12 protein-coding genes are annotated in these 19,204 nt (G+C 61.7%); 6 read left to right on the forward strand and 6 right to left on the reverse strand.

Annotation, left to right across the window (positions count from 1 at the left end; genetic code table 11):
- Positions 1–13: 13 nt before the first annotated feature.
- A complete protein-coding gene (locus tag JQ635_RS25775; RefSeq protein ID WP_211412579.1) occupies positions 14–2,242 on the reverse strand; it encodes a xanthine dehydrogenase family protein molybdopterin-binding subunit in 2,229 nt (742 codons plus the stop codon).
- 16 nt (positions 2,243–2,258) lie between these two features.
- Positions 2,259–2,726, reverse strand: coding sequence for a (2Fe-2S)-binding protein (locus tag JQ635_RS25780; protein WP_211412580.1), 468 nt, complete (start codon positions 2,724–2,726; stop codon positions 2,259–2,261).
- Positions 2,727–3,066: 340 nt separating this feature from the next.
- On the opposite strand from JQ635_RS25780, the gene JQ635_RS25785 reads away from it, so the two are divergent.
- Both JQ635_RS25785 and JQ635_RS25790 read left to right on the forward strand, forming a co-directional pair.
- Complete coding sequence (locus tag JQ635_RS25785) at positions 3,067–4,509, forward strand: FAD-binding oxidoreductase (RefSeq protein ID WP_211412581.1); 1,443 nt, start codon at positions 3,067–3,069, stop codon at positions 4,507–4,509.
- A gap of 46 nt (positions 4,510–4,555) precedes the next feature.
- On the forward strand, positions 4,556–7,885 hold the full coding sequence (locus JQ635_RS25790) for an adenylate/guanylate cyclase domain-containing protein (protein WP_211412582.1): 3,330 nt from the start codon (positions 4,556–4,558) through the stop codon (positions 7,883–7,885).
- A 971-nt stretch (positions 7,886–8,856) separates the two neighbouring features.
- Here the strand turns inward: JQ635_RS25790 and JQ635_RS39415 are convergent.
- Positions 8,857–9,069 carry a DUF1330 domain-containing protein gene (locus JQ635_RS39415; protein ID WP_433996576.1) on the reverse strand — a complete coding sequence of 71 codons (213 nt, stop codon included), beginning with the start codon at positions 9,067–9,069 and terminating at the stop codon, positions 8,857–8,859.
- A gap of 403 nt (positions 9,070–9,472) precedes the next feature.
- Here JQ635_RS39415 and JQ635_RS25800 point away from each other — a divergent pair, with 403 nt between their 5' ends.
- The 4 genes from JQ635_RS25800 (at position 9,473) to JQ635_RS25815 (ending at position 17,083) form a co-directional block, all read left to right on the forward strand.
- A complete protein-coding gene (locus JQ635_RS25800; RefSeq protein ID WP_211412584.1) occupies positions 9,473–12,817 on the forward strand; it encodes an adenylate/guanylate cyclase domain-containing protein in 3,345 nt (1,114 codons plus the stop codon).
- A 638-nt stretch (positions 12,818–13,455) separates the two neighbouring features.
- On the forward strand, positions 13,456–14,250 hold the full coding sequence (locus JQ635_RS25805; protein WP_211412585.1) for a nucleotidyltransferase family protein: 795 nt from the start codon (positions 13,456–13,458) through the stop codon (positions 14,248–14,250).
- A 4-nt stretch (positions 14,251–14,254) separates the two neighbouring features.
- Positions 14,255–14,977, forward strand: a complete 723-nt coding sequence (locus tag JQ635_RS25810; RefSeq protein WP_211412586.1) for a metallophosphoesterase family protein — start codon at positions 14,255–14,257, stop codon at positions 14,975–14,977.
- Between the two features lie 408 nt (positions 14,978–15,385).
- Positions 15,386–17,083, forward strand: coding sequence for a phospholipid carrier-dependent glycosyltransferase (locus JQ635_RS25815; RefSeq protein ID WP_211412587.1), 1,698 nt, complete (start codon positions 15,386–15,388; stop codon positions 17,081–17,083).
- A 32-nt stretch (positions 17,084–17,115) separates the two neighbouring features.
- Here the strand turns inward: JQ635_RS25815 and JQ635_RS25820 are convergent, their stop codons facing one another.
- Genes JQ635_RS25820 through JQ635_RS25830 form a run of 3 tightly spaced genes read right to left on the reverse strand, consistent with a single transcriptional unit; the run spans position 17,116 to position 19,096 of the window.
- Positions 17,116–17,526 carry a DUF2304 domain-containing protein gene (locus JQ635_RS25820; RefSeq protein ID WP_211412588.1) on the reverse strand — a complete coding sequence of 137 codons (411 nt, stop codon included), beginning with the start codon at positions 17,524–17,526 and terminating at the stop codon, positions 17,116–17,118.
- Positions 17,523–18,212 (reverse strand): glycosyltransferase family 2 protein, encoded by a 690-nt coding sequence (locus JQ635_RS25825; RefSeq protein WP_211412589.1) that lies wholly within the window; start codon positions 18,210–18,212, stop codon positions 17,523–17,525. Before JQ635_RS25825 ends, JQ635_RS25820 begins: the two co-directional genes overlap by 4 nt.
- Complete coding sequence (locus JQ635_RS25830) at positions 18,209–19,096, reverse strand: class I SAM-dependent methyltransferase (protein WP_211412590.1); 888 nt, start codon at positions 19,094–19,096, stop codon at positions 18,209–18,211. Before JQ635_RS25830 ends, JQ635_RS25825 begins: the two co-directional genes overlap by 4 nt.
- Positions 19,097–19,204 lie beyond the last annotated feature (108 nt).

Raw genomic sequence — 19,204 nt, forward strand, 5'->3', positions numbered from 1 at the left:
GAACGACTACAGGTCAGTGCCCCTCGATCGCTGCCAAAACCTTCACCGGGGTGAACGGGACGGAACGTAACCGCACGCCAAGAGCATCGAAAACCGCATTCGAGATCGCGGATGGCACGATCGTGGCTGCTGGCTCGCCCGCCCCCCAAGGCCTTTCGTTTGGACGATCAATAAGCTCGATGATGACGTCCGGCACCTCGGGGAAGGTGAGGATCGGGTAGGTTGCCCAATGCAGGCTCGTCACCGCCGAGCGGTCAAAAAGGATTTCCTCCTTCAAGGTGCGACTGACGGTCTGGATGATGTTTCCTTCGATTTGATTTTTCACCCCGTCGGGATTGATGATCTGCCCGCAATCGTGCACGACAAAGAAGCGCTGCACGCTGATCTCACCAGTCCGCCGGTCGACCTCGACCTCGGCGACGGCGCCGACGTAGGTGCGCCCCAGCTCATACTTGACGTAGCTGATGCCCCGTCCTTGCGCGATGCCGCCGCCGCCCTTCTGCGGCGAAGGTCGGTTCTGCCATTTTGCAAGAGTAGTGAGCCGTTGCAGGAGCTCAATACCGCGTGCGTCGTCAAGATGCGCAAGGCGAAACTCGAGTGGGTCGGCTTCGACAGACGCCGCCAGCTCGTCCATGAAGCACTCATTGGCGAAGGTGCTCTGCAGCCGCCCTGGCGAGCGGATCCAGGACGGACGGAATAGCGTCTCGGCGAGGAGGTGCGCGACTGTCTTGACGTTCGCGAGGGTGTAAGGAATAGCCGAGTTCTCGGCGAAGACGTTCTGGAACTTAGCCCGAACGTATTGTAACGGCGGCTCGGTCGCTGACGGCAGCCCGGCGAGTGTTGCCGCGACGAGGGGTACCGGTTTGAGGCCGTCTTCGGGGACGAAGGATTCCGACTCCCAGGCGACGACTTGGCCTGCGCGGTCAAGGCCGGCGCGCAGGTCGACGAGGATCGGCGGACCCTTCGGGTCCCAGCCGTGCTCGTCAGCCCGCATCCACTGGACGCGCACGGGTCTTCCCCCCACAGCACGGGACAGGAGCGCGGCGTCGCCGGCCGCGTCTTCGTGCCCGTTTCGGCCGTAACAGCCTGAACCTTCGATATAGAGGCAGCGCACATTGTCGAGGGGGATTGCCATCATCGCGGCAAGCTGATTTCTAAGCCGGTGCGGCGCCTGCGAGGCGCTCCAGCACGTAATTTTGCCCTCAATAATCTCGACCACCGCGCAAGATGGGCCGAGAGAGCCATGCGTGTGGATGGCGAAATCGTACGTCGCTGAAATGCGTTTCGGCGCATCGCTCAGCGCATTGGCGCTGTTTCCGACATTGGAGGAAATCTCATCGCTGTTGACCCGAGTGGCGCGAACGTGCTCCCAGAGGTGCGTGCGCTCCGGCAGTCCTTCCCATTTTGACCAGGTCGCCTTCAGCTTGCGCGCCGCCTGAATGGCGCCCCATTCGGTTGTTGCCACGACGCCAAGGAAGTTGCCTTCGCGCACCACCTTCACGAAACCCGGGACGTCGTTCACCGAAGACCCGTCGACATTCTCAAGTTTGGCGCCGATCGCCAATGGACGAACTACGCGGCCATGCAACATGCCGGGGACGCGGAAATCCTGCATGTACGTGAAGTGTCCGGTCGCCTTTGGCGGAATATCGACACGTGGCACCGACTTGCCGGCAATGGCGTACAATGCCGGGTCCTTGACTGGCGCGTCCTTATCGACCTTCAGCGAGAACGTGCTGCCGCCGACGAGCTCGGCATATGAAATGCTCCTGTCGCCGGCCTTGATTGAGCCGTCCTCGATCCTCAGCCCGGCCGCCGACACGCCCAGGCGCTGAGCGGCCATCTCAGCGAGCGCCTTTCGCGCGGTCGCCGCCGCCTTGCGGATCTGCATCCCGCCGTTCTGGATCGAGAGGCTGCCCCAAGTGGGACCCTGATCGGGCGTCAGCGCGGTGTCGCCTTGAATGAGGTTTACCTGATCGAGCGGCACGTCGAGCTCTTCAGCGGCGATCTGCGTCAGCGCAGTACGCAATCCGGTCCCGAGGTCTACTTTGCCGGAATAAACAGTGACCTGTCCGTCGGCGTCGATGGACAGAAATGCGTCGACTTGGTCGGATGCGACAGTCTTGTTTCGGGCGCTGCTCTGCGCCAAAGCCGAACAAGCCGTCGCCGCGAGCGTGAAGGTGACGAGGAGTGCGCCGCCGGTCTTCAACACGTCGCGACGGGTAGAGACGAAATCCGGCATCCTTGTCTCCTTTGCCTCATGCATTCCGGGCCGCCCGTTGCACCGCCCGAATAATCCGAAGATGCGTACCGCAACGGCAAAGATTGTCGGCGAGCGCCTTCTTGATCTGCGGAATCGACGGGTTCTTGGTTTTCGCGAGCAGCGCGGTCGCCTGTATGATCATGCCGTTAAGACAGTAGCCGCACTGTGCCGCCTGTTCATCGATAAAGGCTTGTTGAACGGGCGACGGCTGCTCCGGGCTGCCGAGTCCCTCGAGCGTCACGACCTTCTTGTTTGCGGCCTTGGTGAGAGGCGTTTCACACGAAAGTACCGGCTCGCCATCCAATAGGACAGCACAGGTGCCGCACTGGCCTAGTCCGCAGCCGAAGCGCGGCCCCTTCAACTCAAGATTATCTCGCAGAGCGTAGAGCAGCGGCATACCCGGATCATCGACTTCGATCGTGACCGCGCGGCCGTTTACATCCAACGAAACAGACGTGGGCATGAATATCCTCCCCACTATCCGTTTGTGCTTATTCAAAGTCGCTTATATGCCTTTCGGCAGCTGTTTTGAATGCCCAAGAGCGCCCCCGGGCAAAAGACCCGCGCGGGCTTGTAGGCGCTCCTCATCCGCGAGACACTCTGTCGCAGAACCATTCGTTTTGCCGGAAGACTAACCTCTAGGCGGAAATCTGCCGTTCGCAATGTCGAACGGCGTGCAGCGGGGTAATTCCGCGCCGCTTCGGTTGCAAGAGTCCGTGGGCGTGGCCGCCCTTCTGCTGATCCGTCCAAGAGCATGAGAGCTGACTGCCGAAATACTGACCGCCAGTCACGGAGGAGATGCCATGGCGGAGATCCGGCTGGCCTCGCTGCAGGGCGGGGCGATTACGCTTGAAAGCGATGCAATTGCTGCCTTTCGCCAAACCTTGCGAGGCAACGTCTGTCTGGCCGAGGAGCCGGGCTACGATGAAGCACGCACGATCTGGAATGCGATGATCGATCGTCGCCCAGGCGCGGTCGTGCGCTGCAGAGGGGCCGCAGACATCATTCGTGCCGTACGGCTTGCGCGTGAGCACGGCCTCTTGGTCGCCGTGCGCGGCGGCGGCCATAACATCGCGGGCAATGCCGTTTGTGACGGCGGGCTCTTGATCGATCTCTCGCTCATGCGTTCCGTCCGGGTCGATCCATTTCACCGCACCGCGCGCGTGGACCCGGGGGCAACGCTTGGCGACTTCGACAAGGAGGCGCAAGCTTTCGGCCTTGCCACCCCGCTCGGGATCAACTCGACGACCGGCGTTGCGGGATTGACGCTGGGCGGCGGCTTCGGGTGGCTTAGCCGCAAGTTCGGGCTTGCCGTCGACAACCTGATCTCGGCCGACGTGGTGACGGCCGAAGGCGAGCTCGTCCGGGCAAACATCGCCGAGAATACCGACCTGTTCTGGGCGCTGCGCGGAGGCGGGGCCAATTTCGGGGTGGTGAGTTCGTTCGAGTTCCGCCTGCACCCTGTTGGTCCGATGGTTCTGGCCGGGCTCATCGTCCATCCCTTTGCGCGGGCGAAGGAGCTGCTCGCGGGCTATCGCGACGTCGCTGCCAGGGCGCCCGACGAACTGACGGTGTGGGTGGTGCTCAGGCAGGCGCCGCCGCTGCCGTTCTTGCCCGCCGAGGTTCATGGCAAGGAAATCGTCGCGTTCGCCGTCTGCTATGCGGGAGATGAGAACGAGGGCAAGCGTGCATTGGAGCCGTTGCGCGCGCTCGGAGAGCCGATCGCAGACGTGATCGGCATGCAGCCCTTTGCGGCTTGGCAGACCGCGTTTGACCCACTGCTCACGCCCGGCGCCTATAATTACTGGAAGTCGCATAATTTCGTTGCGCTCAACGACGGTCTTCTCGACACGCTGGTAAGCCATACGACAAGCCTGCCGACCGGGGAGTGCGAGATTTTCATTGGTCAGCTTGGTGGCGCCACCAGTCGCATGGCCGTCGACGCCACGGCGTTCCCCCACCGCGATGCGAAGTTTGTCATGAACGTTCACACGCGATGGCGCGATCCGGCGGATGAGCAACGTTCGATCGCCTGGGCGCGCAGGCTCTTTACTGAGACCGCGCCTCACGCAACCGGCGGCGTCTATGTCAACTTCATGCCGGAGGACGAGACCGATCGCGTAGCCGGCGCCTACGGCCCGAATTACGCCCGTCTTGCCGCGTTGAAGGCCAAGTACGATCCCGGCAACCTGTTCCGGCTAAACCAGAACGTCAGGCCGTCTGCCGCACAGCGACCGGCCGCCTGACAAGCGGAGGAGGGGATCCGTAATCGAGGGGGCTACGGAGACGAAGTTGGACATCGGAGAATGGCTGCGCAGCCTGGGCCTGCAATCCTATGAGCAGAGGTTCCGCGACAACGGAATTGACCTTGAGATCCTGTCCCACCTGACGGTTGAAGATCTCAAGGAGATTGGAGTCCAGGCCGTCGGCCACCGGCGGAAGCTTCTCGATGCAATCGGCCTGCTACCAGCGGACCTGGCGGCGGCGCGGCCCCCCGCTTCGGTGGAGCGCCGTCAGCTCACGCTCATGTTCGTCGATCTCGTCGGCTCGACCGACCTCAGCCGCCGTCTCGATCCCGAGGAGCTGCGCGAGGTCATGCGGGCCTACTCGAACACGGTGGCGGGAGAGATTGCGCGACTGGAGGGCCACGTCGCGAAGTTTCTGGGAGACGGTGTGCAGGCCTATTTCGGCTGGCCGCGCGCAAGCGAAGATGCGGCAGAGCAAGCTGTCCGGGCGGGACTTGCGGTCGCAACAGCGGTCAGCGGCATGTCGTCAGGCGCAGGAGGCTTGCTGGCAGCACGCGTCGGCATCGCCACCGGGCTTGTCGTGGTGGGTGATCTGCTCGGGGAAGGTGCTGCGAGGGAGGAAGCGGTCACTGGGGAGACGCCTAATCTCGCGGCCCGTCTGCAACAGGTTGCGGAGCCAGGTACGGTCGTTATCGCCGACAGCACGCGCCGCCTGGTCGGCGATCTCTTCGAATTTATTGAGCTCGGTTCCCTTCGGCTCAAGGGCTTTGCCGAGCCGGTGCAAGCTTGGCGGGTCATCGGCGAAGGCCGGGTAGAGAGCAGGTTCGAGGCTTTGCACGGAGCCCACGTCACGCCACTCGTCGGGCGCAGCGAGGAGCTCGATTTGACGCTGTCACGGTGGCGGCTTGCCAAAGGACGGGCTGGACAGGTCGTCCTGATTTTTGGCGAGCCAGGAATCGGAAAATCACGATTGGTGCTCGCGCTGCGCGAACGACTACAGGCCGAACAAATCACGCTCGTTAGCTACGCCTGTTCGCCGCATCACCTAAACAGCCCGCTCTTTCCCTTCATCTCGCAGCTCGAGCGCGAGGCGCGGTTCGCACCCGAGGATACCGCGGAAACACGACTCAAGCGCCTCGAATTGCTCCTTGGCGAAAACGGCGAAGGGCTGTCTAGCGATGCAATCCAGCTTCTTGCCGATCTGCTCGGCATTCCAAACGAGAGGCCGAGCACCCAGCCAGAGATGTCGCCGCAGCAAAGGAAGGCGCTCCTGTTCCGCACATTCCTGGCCCGGCTCAATCGACTTGCCGCTCGTGGCCCGGTGCTGATGGTGCTTGAAGACGCGCACTGGCTCGATCCCACCTCGCGCGAGCTGTTCGACCAGATCGTGGATCGTCTTCAGGACCTGCCAGTGCTGGTCGTCGCCACATTCCGCCCGGAACTCCCACCGCCATGGACCGGGTTTCCGCACGTCACGTTGCTCATGCTAAATCGCCTGCCACAGGCGCAGGTGGTTGTACTCGTCGACCGGATCACCGAAGGCAAAGCGCTTCCCGCCGAGGTCCTCGACCAGATTCTGGCGCGGACCGAGGGTGTGCCGCTCTTTACCGAGGAGCTCACGAAGGCCGTTCTTGAAGCCGGGATCCTCCGCTACACCGGCGCTCGCTACGTGCTCGCCGGAGCATTCCCGTCCTTGGCGATCCCGGCGACGCTGCACGATTCGTTGATGGCGCGGCTTGACCGTCTTGCCCCAGTCAAGGAGGTTGCCCAGATCGGAGCCTGTATCGGCCGTGAGTTCGATCACGAGCTGCTTGCTGCGGTCGTGTCGATGCCAGGTGGGGAGCTCGCCGCGGCGCTTGACCGCCTGGTAGCGGCAGAGCTCGTTTTCCGGCGCGGCCTCGCGCCTGCCGCTACCTATGTCTTCAAGCACGCCCTGGTGCGCGATGCCGCCTACGAAAGCCTGCTCAAGCGGCGCCGCCAGGAGCTGCACGCGCGGATTGCCACATCGATCGAAGCGCTCTTTCCGCAACTTGTCGAAGCACAGCCGGAGCTCGTCGCCCGTCACTTTGGCGAGGCGGGATTGGCCGAGAGGGCCATTCCATACTGGCTGAAGGCCGGCCGCCTCGCAGCCGCCCGATCGGCGAATATGGAGGCAATTGCCCATCTGAGATCGGGGCTCGAGTGCGCCCAAGCACTTCCTTCTGGAGCATCACGCTCGCGCTTCGAGCTTGCCCTGCAGCTTGGGCTTGGCGGCCCGCTGATTGCAACAAAAGGATTTGCTTCACGCGAGGCAGAAGCGGCGTTCCAGCGCGCACAGGAGCTCAGCCGCGAGTTGCAGAGCGAGGTTGATCTCTCCGCCGCGTTGAAGGGGCTCGGCCACGTCTACCACGTGCGCGCCAACCTGCGGGAGGTCACAAGCCTCGTCGAGGAGACGGAGGCACTAGCGAAACGAAGCGGTGATCCCGTGCGTCAAGCCGAAGCCGATCATCTTGCGGGAGTGCTCTCATTCCACCTCGGCCAGTTTCAATTCTCGCGCGACCGGCTCGAGAGAAGCGCACAAGCCGGCGAATACCGCGGCCGCTATTATTCCGAGGTCTACGGAATTGACATGAGCGTATTCTGCCGCGCCTACATGAGCCATTGCGACTGGCATCTCGGCTATCCCGTTCGTAGCCTTGGGATTGCTGAGAAAGGGCTCGCCGTCGCGCGTGAGATTTCACATCCATTCAGCATCGCGCTCGCGCTCAACTATCTGGCGATGCTATATCAATTCCGGCAAGAGCCCGATGCCGCACTGAAAGCCGCTGCAGAGTCACGCGACATCTGCGCCGAGTACCGCTTCGACTACTATGGCGCATGGGCCAGCCTCGTTCGCGCCTGGGCGATCGCTGAATTCGGCAGGCTTGAGGAAGGTCTTGCGGACTTTGATGCCGGGCTCGAGGATTTCCGGCGTACAAGTGCGGGGCTACGTATTCCGCACCATCTTGGCTTGCTCGCGGCGCTTCATCGCAAGGCCGGAAACGCCATGGCCGGGCTTCGGGTCATCGACGAAGCGGTCGCAATTGCGGACGCAAGTCTCGAGAGCTGGTGCGCCGTCGAACTTCACCGGGAGCGCGGTGAACTGCTGTTGCTGGCAGCCGGGGAGGAGGCCGAAAATCAAGCGGACGCGGAGTTCGAGGCCGCGATTGAAATTGCCGCTGCCCAGGGAGCAAGGCTGCCCGAGCTTCGCGCAAGCGTTGCGCGCGCCAGACTCCAGGCGGCACGCGGCATGCGGCGAGAGGCGCGCGACGCTCTTGTGCCGATCTACAGCTGGTTCAGAGAGGGCTTGGAAACACGCGATCTCGTGGAAGCTCGCAAGTTGCTGGCAGACCTGTGACGAAGTTACCGCAATAGCGACCCATCTCCCCGTCCGGCAACGTGTTGCGCCATCGTTCTGCAATGCGGTGATCAATTCGGTAATACTCCTCGCAGCGGGCAGCGCGCCGCGATATATTTTCGTTCGAAGGACTGCTGCCCCCAAGGTTTGTGGGCATCATGGTCAACCCCACGCCCGGAATGCGGAGAGTGCTACGGCAAGCGCACCTGTACGGCCGTTTGGTCGCACATGATGGGAAATTGTACTATCCTGGCGGTAACCACCGGTTATGCAGTGAAGAGACCGCGATCGCGATGGTAAAGGCAGGCTGGCTCAGGCATCGCGACGACGACTATGAAATTACATCCGACGGAATAAGGGCTGATGCGCGGCGTGAATAGCTCCTTCTGACCGGCACGTCCGCCTCGTGCGGAAACGGCAGTGATATGCAGGCTCAGACCGAGAGAATTCCACAACCACGAGTGTGCCTCCGGGGGCATGGATAATTTGCGGGCGCAATCGGACGTCGCCGCGACCGCAATGCCCAAGGGAAAGAAATGCCCAAGGGAAAGATAGGCTGATCTATTGCGGCGACGGTTTGCTAGCCGGATGTCAGTGGCGCCATGCAGCAACTCCAGCTGTTAGCCACCAGACCCGAGCAAAAACGCATCGACCGACGCAGCTAATCGGTCTGCCACTTGCATGGCCGGTGTGGACTGCGCTTGAGGAGGCAGCGAACTTCTAGAATGGACTGCCAGCCCAGCGCCTGCAGCAAGAACAGCTATTGCGATCGCAGCGAGATATTGAGTCCTCATGGCGATGGTCCTGTCATCGCCCCATATCCTAACCGGACAGTCTCAGAAATGGTTCCCGAGGCGCCTAGAGGCCCTTGAGCGTGATCAGCATGTCGAGATCGCTCGCGCTTTCCTTGCGCAGCTTAATCAGTGGCTGGTACTCACGTGAGTTGTACCAAGGCGGTCGGTGATTGCTTGTCAGGAAATTCGATGGCGACGACGCGCTGTGGCTCCCAATGGCCGCCTTCCGGGAACTGATGCGCGTTGCCCTTTCAAATACCGCCCACCGTATTTTTCGATCATAGGTCCAACCTTGACCCGATACTCTTCAAATATAGCGGGCTCCGTGATGAAGTGTTCAGCGATCAGGTAAGGCTTTGGCATAGGCCAGTCTCTGCTCTTGATTTGCATGCCGGAGAATTATCACGCCCACCAGCCTACCGGCGGAAGGGTCAGCGCCCGGTACTGCGCGATACAAAATTTCGTGCGGGGACGCGCGACTGCCTGCCCTGACAACACCTCACGACCTTGTTTCCCAATCTTGCCTCGTGCAAGCGACCACGGGCGAGTTTTGCTGGACAGGGGGGGCTACTCCGGGGTGAGCGGCTAGCGTAATGGTCAATATTTCGGCCGTACCTGGCCGAAGCTCCCAAAATGGCTTCATCCCATGGGGATCTCGCGCACAGGCAGCGAGAGGGTCACTAGCCGCGGTCGCCCGCCGCTCCACTCATTCGCTGCGCGTTCGCTCTTTCTTCGTGTGTGATACGTTTGTCTAGTATACGGTTGTTCGGACACCGAGAACGAGCGGGGTGCCATGAGAGGCGTCACGGAGTGGCTCGAGTCAATCGGCTTATCGAAGTACGCCCAGCGCTTCGCCGATAACGGCATTGACCTCTCGGTCGTCCGCGACCTGACAGAACAGGACCTAAAGGAGCTGGGCGTCCTGCTAGGTCATCGCCGCAAGCTGCTGCGCGCTATCGCAGAGCTTGATGACGAAATTAGGCCTCCGGCTAAAACACAGCTTTACCCGAGCCGACCGGAAGAGGGCGAGCGGCGTCACCTTACAGTGATGTTTTGTGACTTGGTTGGCTCCACAGCCCTTGCGGCGCGGTTGGACCCAGAGGACCTGCGAGCCCTGATTGGCGCGTATCACAGCTGCATCGCAGAAGTCATAGGCCGTTATCAGGGAAGGATTGCTCGCTATATGGGTGACGGTGCATTGGTCTATTTCGGCTATCCGCATGCCCATGAGGATGATGCCGAGCAGGCTGTGCGCGCTGCACTCGCACTCATTGATGCCGTAGCGAGCATCCGGAATGTCGGCGCGTCGCTGCAGATTCGCATTGGCATTGCGACGGGGACTGTGGTTGTCACCGAGCTTCTGATTGAGAGTGTTCCGGCGGAGCAAGCGGTCGTTGGTGAGACGCCGAACCTCGCCGCGCGCCTGCAAACAATGGCCGAGCCGGGGACCGTGTTGATCTCCGCGGGCACACGCCGTCTCACCGGGGGAGAGTTCCATTACCGCGATCTCGGTCCCGTCGCGCTGAAAGGCTGGGCGGAGCCGCTCCGGGTTTATCAGGTGCTGGGAATGAGCGGTGTCGAGAGCCGCTTCGAGGCGATGCACGCCACCAAGCTGCCGCCGCTGATTGGGCGTGAGGAGGAAATAGAGCTGCTGTTACGCCGCTGGCGACAAGCTACCCAGGAAGAAGGCCGGGTGGTGGCCCTTACCGGCGAGCCGGGGATTGGCAAATCCCACATTGCGTCGGCGCTTACTGAGCGGCTCCAGGGTGGATCACACATCACGCTGCGCTATTTCTGCTCTGAGCATCATACCCACAGCGCATTGTTCCCATTCATCAGCCAGCTCGAACGTGCTGCCGGGTTCAGGCACGGCGACTCGCCTCGGGAGAAGCTATCCAAGCTGGACGCTCTGTTGGTGCAATCCACACATAATCCCGAACACCTGGCGGTCTTGGCAAACTTGTTGGTGCTACCGGCCGATGATCACTACCGGCTGCAGGACCTCACTCCACAAAAACGTAAAGAGAAGACCTTCGCAGCATTATTGGCCCAGCTTGATGGATTAGCGGCGAGGCAGCCGGTCTTACTTATTTTCGAAGATGTACACTGGATTGACCCAACTTCGCTTGAGCTGCTCGCGGCTACTGTGGAGCATGTGCCGCAGCTTCGGGTACTGGTGCTGATCACGGCGAGAGCCGAATTCACTCCCCCCTGGCCGAGTTATCCTCACACCACCACCATCCCGCTCACCCGCCTTGGCCGACGCAACGGCACAGCGTTGGTCCTGCGGGTAACCGGAGGCAAAACCCTCCCCAAGGAGGTCATGGAGCATATTCTCGCACACACCGATGGCGTGCCCCTCTTCGTCGAGGAATTAACGAAGATGGTGCTGGAAGGCGGGCTTTTGCGAGAGCGCGACGGGGAATATGTTCTTGAGGGGCCTCTGCCGTCATTCGCAATCCCAACCACCTTGCAGGCTTCGCTGATGGCTCGCCTGGATCGGTTGTCACCGGTGCGGGATGTGGCCCAAATCGGCGCTGTCGCGGGGCGAGAATTTCACTACGAGCTTGTGAGCGCCGTCGCCGGGCTGCCGAAGCAGAGGTTGGACGAGGCGCTTGAGCAGTTGGTCCGTTCGGAACTGATGTTTTGCAGGGGTGAAAATCCACACGCGGTATACACGTTCAAGCACGCTTTGGTGCGAGACGCCGCATATGCTGGGCTCCTGAAGAGCCGGCGCGCGCATCTACACGCCGCTATCGCGAAGGCGCTCGAGCAGAAATTCCCCGAAGCTGTACGAACGCAGCCCGAGATTATTGCATACCACTACACCCAGGCGACGAACCACGAACGGGCCTTGCACTACTGGTACGAAGCAGGCAGGCAGTCAGCGGCTCGCTCGGCGCACAATGAAGCGGTCCGTCACCTGAAGCAAGGGTTGGATCAGATTCCCCAGATCGACGACCCGGTGCTACGCAACAGGTCGGAGTTGCTGCTTCAGATATCACTCGGCAACGCTCTCCGGGCGATTAAGGGCTGGAGCACTGACAGCGTGAAGCATGCGTACACGCGGGCGCTTCAACTCTGCAAAGAGACCGGGCTTGACGAACATATCTTGCCTGCGATGTTTGGTTTATGGACGTGGAATTTCGTTCACGCATCGCTTGGTGAAGCTCAAGCCCTTGCAGAACATTTGCTGGATAGCGCCGACAAGGCGGACAACTCGGTTTTCAGGGTTCTTGCCCATGAGGCTATAGGGTTTACGCTATTTGCGCGGGGGAAGTTTGGCGATGCTCACGCGGAGTTAGAACGTAGTATTAGCCTCTGTGAGGACAGTAAGGCTACAGAATACCTTGACCTGTCAGCGCAAGACCCCCGAGTTCATGTGCGGGTATACGACGGCATGACACTCTGCTTGCTTGGTCATCCGGATCGAGCCTTGCGAATGTGCACGGAAGCTCGCCGATACGCAGATGCATCTCGACATCCCTTCAGTGAGGCAATCGTACGAACGATAAGCCTTCGGGTGCATCAGCTTCGCGGTGACGCCGCCGCTGTTGCAGGTGAAGCGAACGCCGCCGTTGCATTCTGCAAAGAACATGAGTTTGCGCACTATTTGGCTATGGCCCTGGTTTTGCGCGGATGGGCAAGCGCTTACCAAGGCGACTTTGGGAAAGGTCTCGCCGAAATTCAGGAAGGCTTGGAACAGGAACGCGCCACTGGCGCGCTATTATTTGAGTCCTACGCTTTGGGCCTATTGGCGGATGCATGCATAGAGCACGAACACTACGCGAAAGCGCTCGACTTTTTGAAGCAGGCGCAATTGAGGCTTAATGAGGAGAACTCCGAACGCTTTTACGCGGCTGAGATATATCGTTTGTTCGCCGAAGCCTACCTCCGATCGAACCAGGACTTGGATCAGGCGGAGTACTATTTTTCTAAAGGCCTTGAGGTTGCGCGCGAACAGAAAGCCAAATCCCTGGAACTTAGACTTTGTTTGAGCATGTGCGGCCTGAGCGAACTGAGACACAACGCTGACAAGTGCCGCTTGCAACTCGGCGAGATTTACGGATCGTTTAGCGAGGGGTTTGACACTCCGGATCTAGTCAGAGTCAAGGCAAAGTTAGAAAGTGCTTGGTAATGTCCAGCCAGAGATCACGCTCGACCAGTCCCGTTCGTCAACGGCGCGCTTGCAATTCCCACTCGAGAGGAGCGGGCGTGGTCGCGAACGCCATGAGCGACGGCGCGCGACCCGCCAGCGAGCGCGGGCGAACGCTTCCTAGCGGAACTGGCGCGCCTCTTCGGACGGCGAGAACTTCGCCACACCGATCACCTTGGATTTCCCCGAAGTTGCCGATGGCTGGGCCTCCGGAGCGGCCAAGGCGTTGGCGCCGAGAGAGCCAGACTAGCGCGAGAGCACCTCACTGGCGGCTTTTTGAGAGAAGCGCTCGACAGATTCACCTGCCGAGATTCCGTTATCGGAAGGTACGGCCGGGTAAGGCAATGTAATAGCGGCCCAACTTTTTGGCTCAGAAGCGCGATACTCGTTCCCTTTGGTCTGAGAGGGATTGTGAGCGCGGTTGGTTCCGGAGTCGAGCTCGCGCCGCGAGGGCTGCTTCTTCATTTGGAAACGGCTGCTAAGCTATTGAGTTAGCGAGGCTCTGTTTTGCCGACTGCGCCTTTGTGCTGGGGGCGGGCGCGCGGAACTTTGCATGATCTATTCAATTGTCGAAGAGGCACCCCAATGGCCGAAGCCGACGAGCTTCGATCAATTCTGTTATGGCGAAGGAGATCAGACCGATCACTGGATCTATAGAGAGGACGATCTATGCAGCCGCCGAGCCGACCGTGCCATCGGCTGGCGCCGAGGTTTTTTACGCCCAGGCCTTGCGTGAGCTCGCGAAGCTCGACCTTCCGTTTCTCTTGGCCGGCACCTATGCGCTCAGCGCCTATACCGGCGTGGCGCGCGCGACCAAGGATCTCGATATCGTGTGCAAGCCGACTGACTATCCCCGTGTTCTCAACCACTTCCGGGACCTCGGATATACCGTCGCAATCGAGGACGAACGCTGGCTCGGCAAAGTCTTCCAGGCCGAGCACTTCTTCGATGTGATCTTCGCGTTCTGGCATGGCATGGCTCCCGTGACCGACCAATGGTTCGAATCCGCACCGCGCATCGAGGTGTTCGGCACGCGGATGCGCATCATGGCCCCGACAGAGTTGATCTGGTCCAAGGCCTTCGTCCAGCTGCGGCACCGTTACGACGGCCCGGATATCGCGCATCTCATTCTCAAACAGCACGATCAGATCGACTGGCGGCGTCTGCTTGCCTACATGGAGCTGCATTGGGAGGTGCTTCTGGCACATCTACTCAACTTCCGCTGGGCCTATCCGAGCGAGCGCGATTGCGTGCCGCGCTGGCTTATGGAGGAACTGGTCGCCCGCCTGAAGGCACAGTTCGAGCTTCCTCCGCCGCGCGTGAAGATATGTCGGGGACGGCTGTTTTCGCAGGTCGATTATGCGCCGGCCGTTGAGGAATGGGGTTTTGTCGACGCAGAGGAAGATACTGAGTAGCGCCATGTCCGAAAAACCTAAGAAGCTCATTTTCGCGGCCATTGGTGATCTCCACGTGAAGGAGGACCGCACATTGTCCTTCCGGGAGCTCTTTGCCGAACTCTCGACCAAGGCCCAGGTGCTCGTCCTTTGCGGCGACCTCACTGACCTGGGCAAGCCGTTCGAAGCGGAACTTCTGGCGGAGGATTTGCGCGCCTGCTCCATTCCCGTTGTCGGCGTGCTCGGAAATCACGACTACGAGTCCGGACAGACTGAAGACGTAAAGCGCATTTTGAAGAGCGCCGGGATGCACGTGCTCAACGGGCAGTCGTACGAAATCGACGGTGTGGCCTTCGTCGGGGTGAAGGGGTTCATCGGCGGGTTCGGCCGTCGCATGCTTGCTTCGTTCGGCGAGGCCGTCATCAAGAGCTTGGTAGCCGAAGCCGTCAACGAAGCGACGCGCCTCGAAAATGCCATGCGCGCGGTAGCGAGCAAGCAGGCTGTCGTCGTTCTTCACTATGCGCCGATTCTCGATACGGTCGAGGGCGAGCCACTGGAGATTCTTCCGTTCCTCGGCTCATCACGTCTCGGCGAAACCATCGATCGATTCAAGGTGAGCGCGGTGGTGCACGGCCATGCCCATCAGGGCCGCTATGAAGGCCGCACGCCCGGAGGCGCGCCGGTCTACAACGTGGCCCGATCAATCGAGAAGCCCAGCGGTCGCCCCTATGCCTTGATTGAGGTCTGAGCCGGGCGTCCGGATTTATTTATTGAGGTCGAAGTCCGCGCCTGGATACGATTGCATCATCTTTGGCTCGCGCCCATGTGGCTCCCGCGGTTCCGGCACCGGTGAAGGATCGCCATTGCTATCGCCTTAGAAGACCTGATGGAACAAAGTTCCCTTCAGGCGTGTTGTGAAAACGCATAGGACAACACTTGAGGTGCGCTGGGGGTTTGTTCCCGATCTTTGCGGTTGAGCGGGGCGTCGCGCCGGCCGACGGAAGAACCGTCGGCGTCTTGATCGCGCGGTGAACTCCTCGTGCAGCCGCTCGATCGCTTTGGTGGTAGCAGCGACGAGGCGATCCCGCCGCACGAATTCCCACCACAATTCCAGGCGCCACCAGTGCGTTGTCATGCAACCGGTTGAGGACAATGCATGGCGCTTGAGCGGGCGGATGGCGACGACTCTGGGTTTGTGAGGCCGGAACTCGGCCTCACATTTGCTGCCCGCCATGCCGAGACGTTGCTCGTGCTCCTTGTGCTGGGCGTGGCCTTGGTCATCGGGCTTAAGACCGCCGCGGATTACGGGCTGTCGACCGACGAATTCAACACCGATGATTACGGCCCCAAGGCGCTTGCCTGGTACGCGAGCGCCTTTGCGGACCGGTCTCAGTTCGAGACGGTCGAAGAGTATCTGTGGATGTATGGACCGTGGTTTCAGGTGCTCGTCGCGGCCGTGCAGTCGCTCGACCTCGCGAACCCGATCACGGTCCGGCACGCCATGACCTTCCTGGTCGGCCTCGCTGGGCTCGCCGCTGTCGTGCCGATGGCACGGCTCACGGTCGGGCACTGGGCTGGGTTGACGGCGCTCATCCTGTGCCTGCTGACCGGCTACCTGTACGGCAACCTGTTCTTCGCCCCGATCGACGTGCCGTTCCTGTTCGCCATGAGCTGGTCGACGCTCTCGATCGTCCTGATGGTGCGGCGGAGGGTGCCGAACTGGCGTCTGACCCTCGCGACGGGCCTTGCCACGGGCCTCGCCATTGCGACGCGCACCGGCGGGGTGATCACGCACGTCTACCTCGTCGGCGGCATGAGCCTTTGCGCGCTCGAGGCGCTGCTGCGCCATGGCCCCGCGGGCTATGGCCAATTGCGCCGGATCGCCTTGCATACGCCGCTCGTCATCCTCATCGCCTGGCTGACGGCGATTGCTCTCTGGCCGTGGTTGCAGATTGGAAATCCACTCACGCAATTCCTCGAGGCCAATCGGCACTTTGCTACGCTCGACACCTCGTTCGAATTCCAGAACTGGGGCCGGCGCACGTTCACCGATCAACTGCCCGCCTGGTACATCCCCGGACAGCTCCTGGCGCGCTTGCCCGAGGGCTTTTTGGCGTTGCTGTTGATCGGAATGACGGTCTGGATCGGTGCAGCAGGGTCGTGGAGCCGCGCCGCCCTCGGCGCCCTGCGTCGGTACGGCGTCGCGGGACTGCGACCGGTCGCCGTCGACCTCGCAGGATCGCGCGCGGTGCTGGTCGTCGCTGCGGCGGCGTTCGGGCCTATCGGGGTGCTCATTCTGCAAGGCTCGACGCTCTATGACGGTGTCCGCCACGTTTTGTTCGTGATCCCAATGCTCGCCATCGTGGCCGCGCGCGGGCTCACGAGCCTCTTGCCCTTCTTGCGACGCCTCCCGATTGTGCCCGCGGCCCTTGGGGTCGCGCACACGGCCGCCATCGTGGTGACGCTCGTCATCCTGCATCCGCTCGAATATATCGCGATGAACAGTCTGGCAGGCGGCGTCGTCGGCGCTTACGGTCGATTCGACCTCGATTATTGGAGCATGGCCGCTCCCGAGGCGCTGCGTCGCCTCGAGGCTCGAATTGACGCCGAAGGCCGGTTCACGCGCGATCCGCCGCGCGTGCTGGTCTGCCTGGGCTGGCGCGAGCAACTGGCCGGCGTGATGTTCCGTCGCAACTGGATTAACGAAACCAAGCTGTACAAGGCCGACTACCTGATCACCACCGAGCGCTGGCCTTGTGCCGACGGCACGACGGCCGTACTGATTGACGAGGTCACGCGATTTGGCCGCCCGTTCGCCCAGATCTACGCCAATCGTCGCGGGCCCGGCGAGTGACGCCAACTCCCGGCCCGGCCTGGCAATGGCATCTACTTCTTCGCCTGCAATTCGATCGGGGGCGACTCGGCCGTTCGGCTCAACATGACCGCACGACGTTTTCGCGGGGGGCTTGCCTCACGCTGGCTCTCCTTGGCGCGATCGATCGCCACGGCTCGCGCAAGCCGCGTGATCATGTCGAGCTGGAGCCGCAGCTTGAGATGCAAGTTGAGCATGATGAGCAGGCTGATCACGACCCAGGTGTAGACGATGAGGTCGGAGCCGCGGCCGATTCCCGCGAAGGCCGCAAGTGCGTTGGCATGCTCCGGCATCCAGACGAAGTAGAGGCCGGCGAGCGCAGCGCCGCTCGCGAGCAGGCCGATGATCGGCACCGTCCGATGCACCGACCAGGCGTAGACCAGAACCAATGCCAGAAAGGCCGTCAGCAACAGCTGCGCGATCATCGGTAGAGCCTCCGCGCAAACAGATCGATCAGGATGGTCATCGCATCGGTGAGGCGCTGACCCTTGCCCAGCGAATAGGCGCTGTACTCGATGTTCACCGGCACCTCGACAAATCGCAGGCGGCTCTGCGCGATCTGGTGCAGGATTTCGGACGCGTGCGCCATTCGGTTCTGTCGCAAGGAGATCGCGCGGGCGCCGCGCGCGGTCATCGCCCGAAGGCCATTGTGGGTATCGGTGACCGGCAGTCCAGTGCTCGCGCGCGTGAACCAGATCGCGGCACTGAGCAGGATGCGGCGCGACACCGGCAGATTGGCGGTCGCGCCGGTGAGAAAGCGGCTGCCGAGCGCGAAATCAATGCCTGGCTGCTCGATCGCCGCGAGCAGCGCCGCGATGGCCGCGGTGGAATGCTGGCCGTCGGCGTCGAACGTGACGAGCGCATCCGCAAGCTTCTCGAGGACGTAGTCGATGCCGGTCTGCAGCGCGGCGCCCTGGCCGAGGTTGATCGGATGCCGAAGGACGACCGCTCCCGCGAGCAACGCGACCTCGCCGGTGCGGTCGGCGGAGCCGTCATCGACCACGACGACCGTGTATCCGGCGTGGCGAATGCCGGACACGACGCTGCCGACCACCGGCGCTTCATTGTACGCGGGGACAACGACCCAGGGATTGCGAATCCGGCGGGTCATGGCAGGCTCTTATCCGAACATGGGGGCGTCTTGCTCAAGACCACGCGGATCGCGTCGAACAGGTTCACCGGAATGGCGAACCGGTTGCCGCTCGGGCTGGCCGCGATCTTGCGGCCGAGCATGCGACCGGCCTGGAAGGCGATCAGCGAGAGCGGTACGAATTTCCAAGGGTGATCGAAACTTTCGACGCGAAGGCCGACCGAACGGGCCAGAGACGCGATGCTGTCGCGGTTGAAGAACCACAGGTGCTGCGGAGGCGTCATCAGGCGCCAGTGCGCGCCGGTCGACCGCGCCGCCAAGGAACCGAAGTCTCCGGTCGTCAGCACGATGATTCCGTCCGGCCGGAGATGGTCGACGAACAGCGCGAGGGCTTCCTTCGGGTCGGGCAGATGCTCAATCACGTCGAGGAGGACGATGACATCCTGGGTACCAAGCGACTTGAGAGTCGCTTCGCTCAGTAGGCCGCAGACGACGTTCAAGCCGAGATCGCCAGCATGGGCAGCAGCCGCCTCCGCCGGCTCGATGCCGCTGACCTCAAATCCGGCGCGGCGGGCTTCATCGAGAAAGAAGCCGTAGGCGCAACCGATCTCGAGCAGGCAGCCCTGTGGCTTGCGGTGCTGGATGAACTCGACTGTGCGGGCGAACTCGCGCCGTAGCACGGGTTCGGCGCCGCGATAGTCGGCGTAGCCATCGGACTGACGGCCGGAGAAGTAGCCATCGTCATAATAGGCGAGGGGATCGAAGTTCGATGCCTCGGTGCGTCCCAGTCCGCAGTCACGACATTGAAAGATGTGGCAGCCGTTCTTGATGTAAAGAAACCGATGCGGCGTCGCCCGACTGCACGCGGGACACTTAAACGTAAGTGCAGTTCGGCCGTTTCGCATCAGCACATGCGTCCTACCAATCGCGTTTCTTCAGTGCGAAAAACGCCTCTGATGCCGAACCGTTCCGTCCGGGCGAACAGCCACGGGGTCGCAGCCTGTCTGGCTGTC

The sequence above is a fragment of the Bradyrhizobium iriomotense genome (assembly GCF_018130765.1).
Classification (GTDB): Bacteria; Pseudomonadota; Alphaproteobacteria; order Rhizobiales; family Xanthobacteraceae; genus Bradyrhizobium; species Bradyrhizobium iriomotense_A.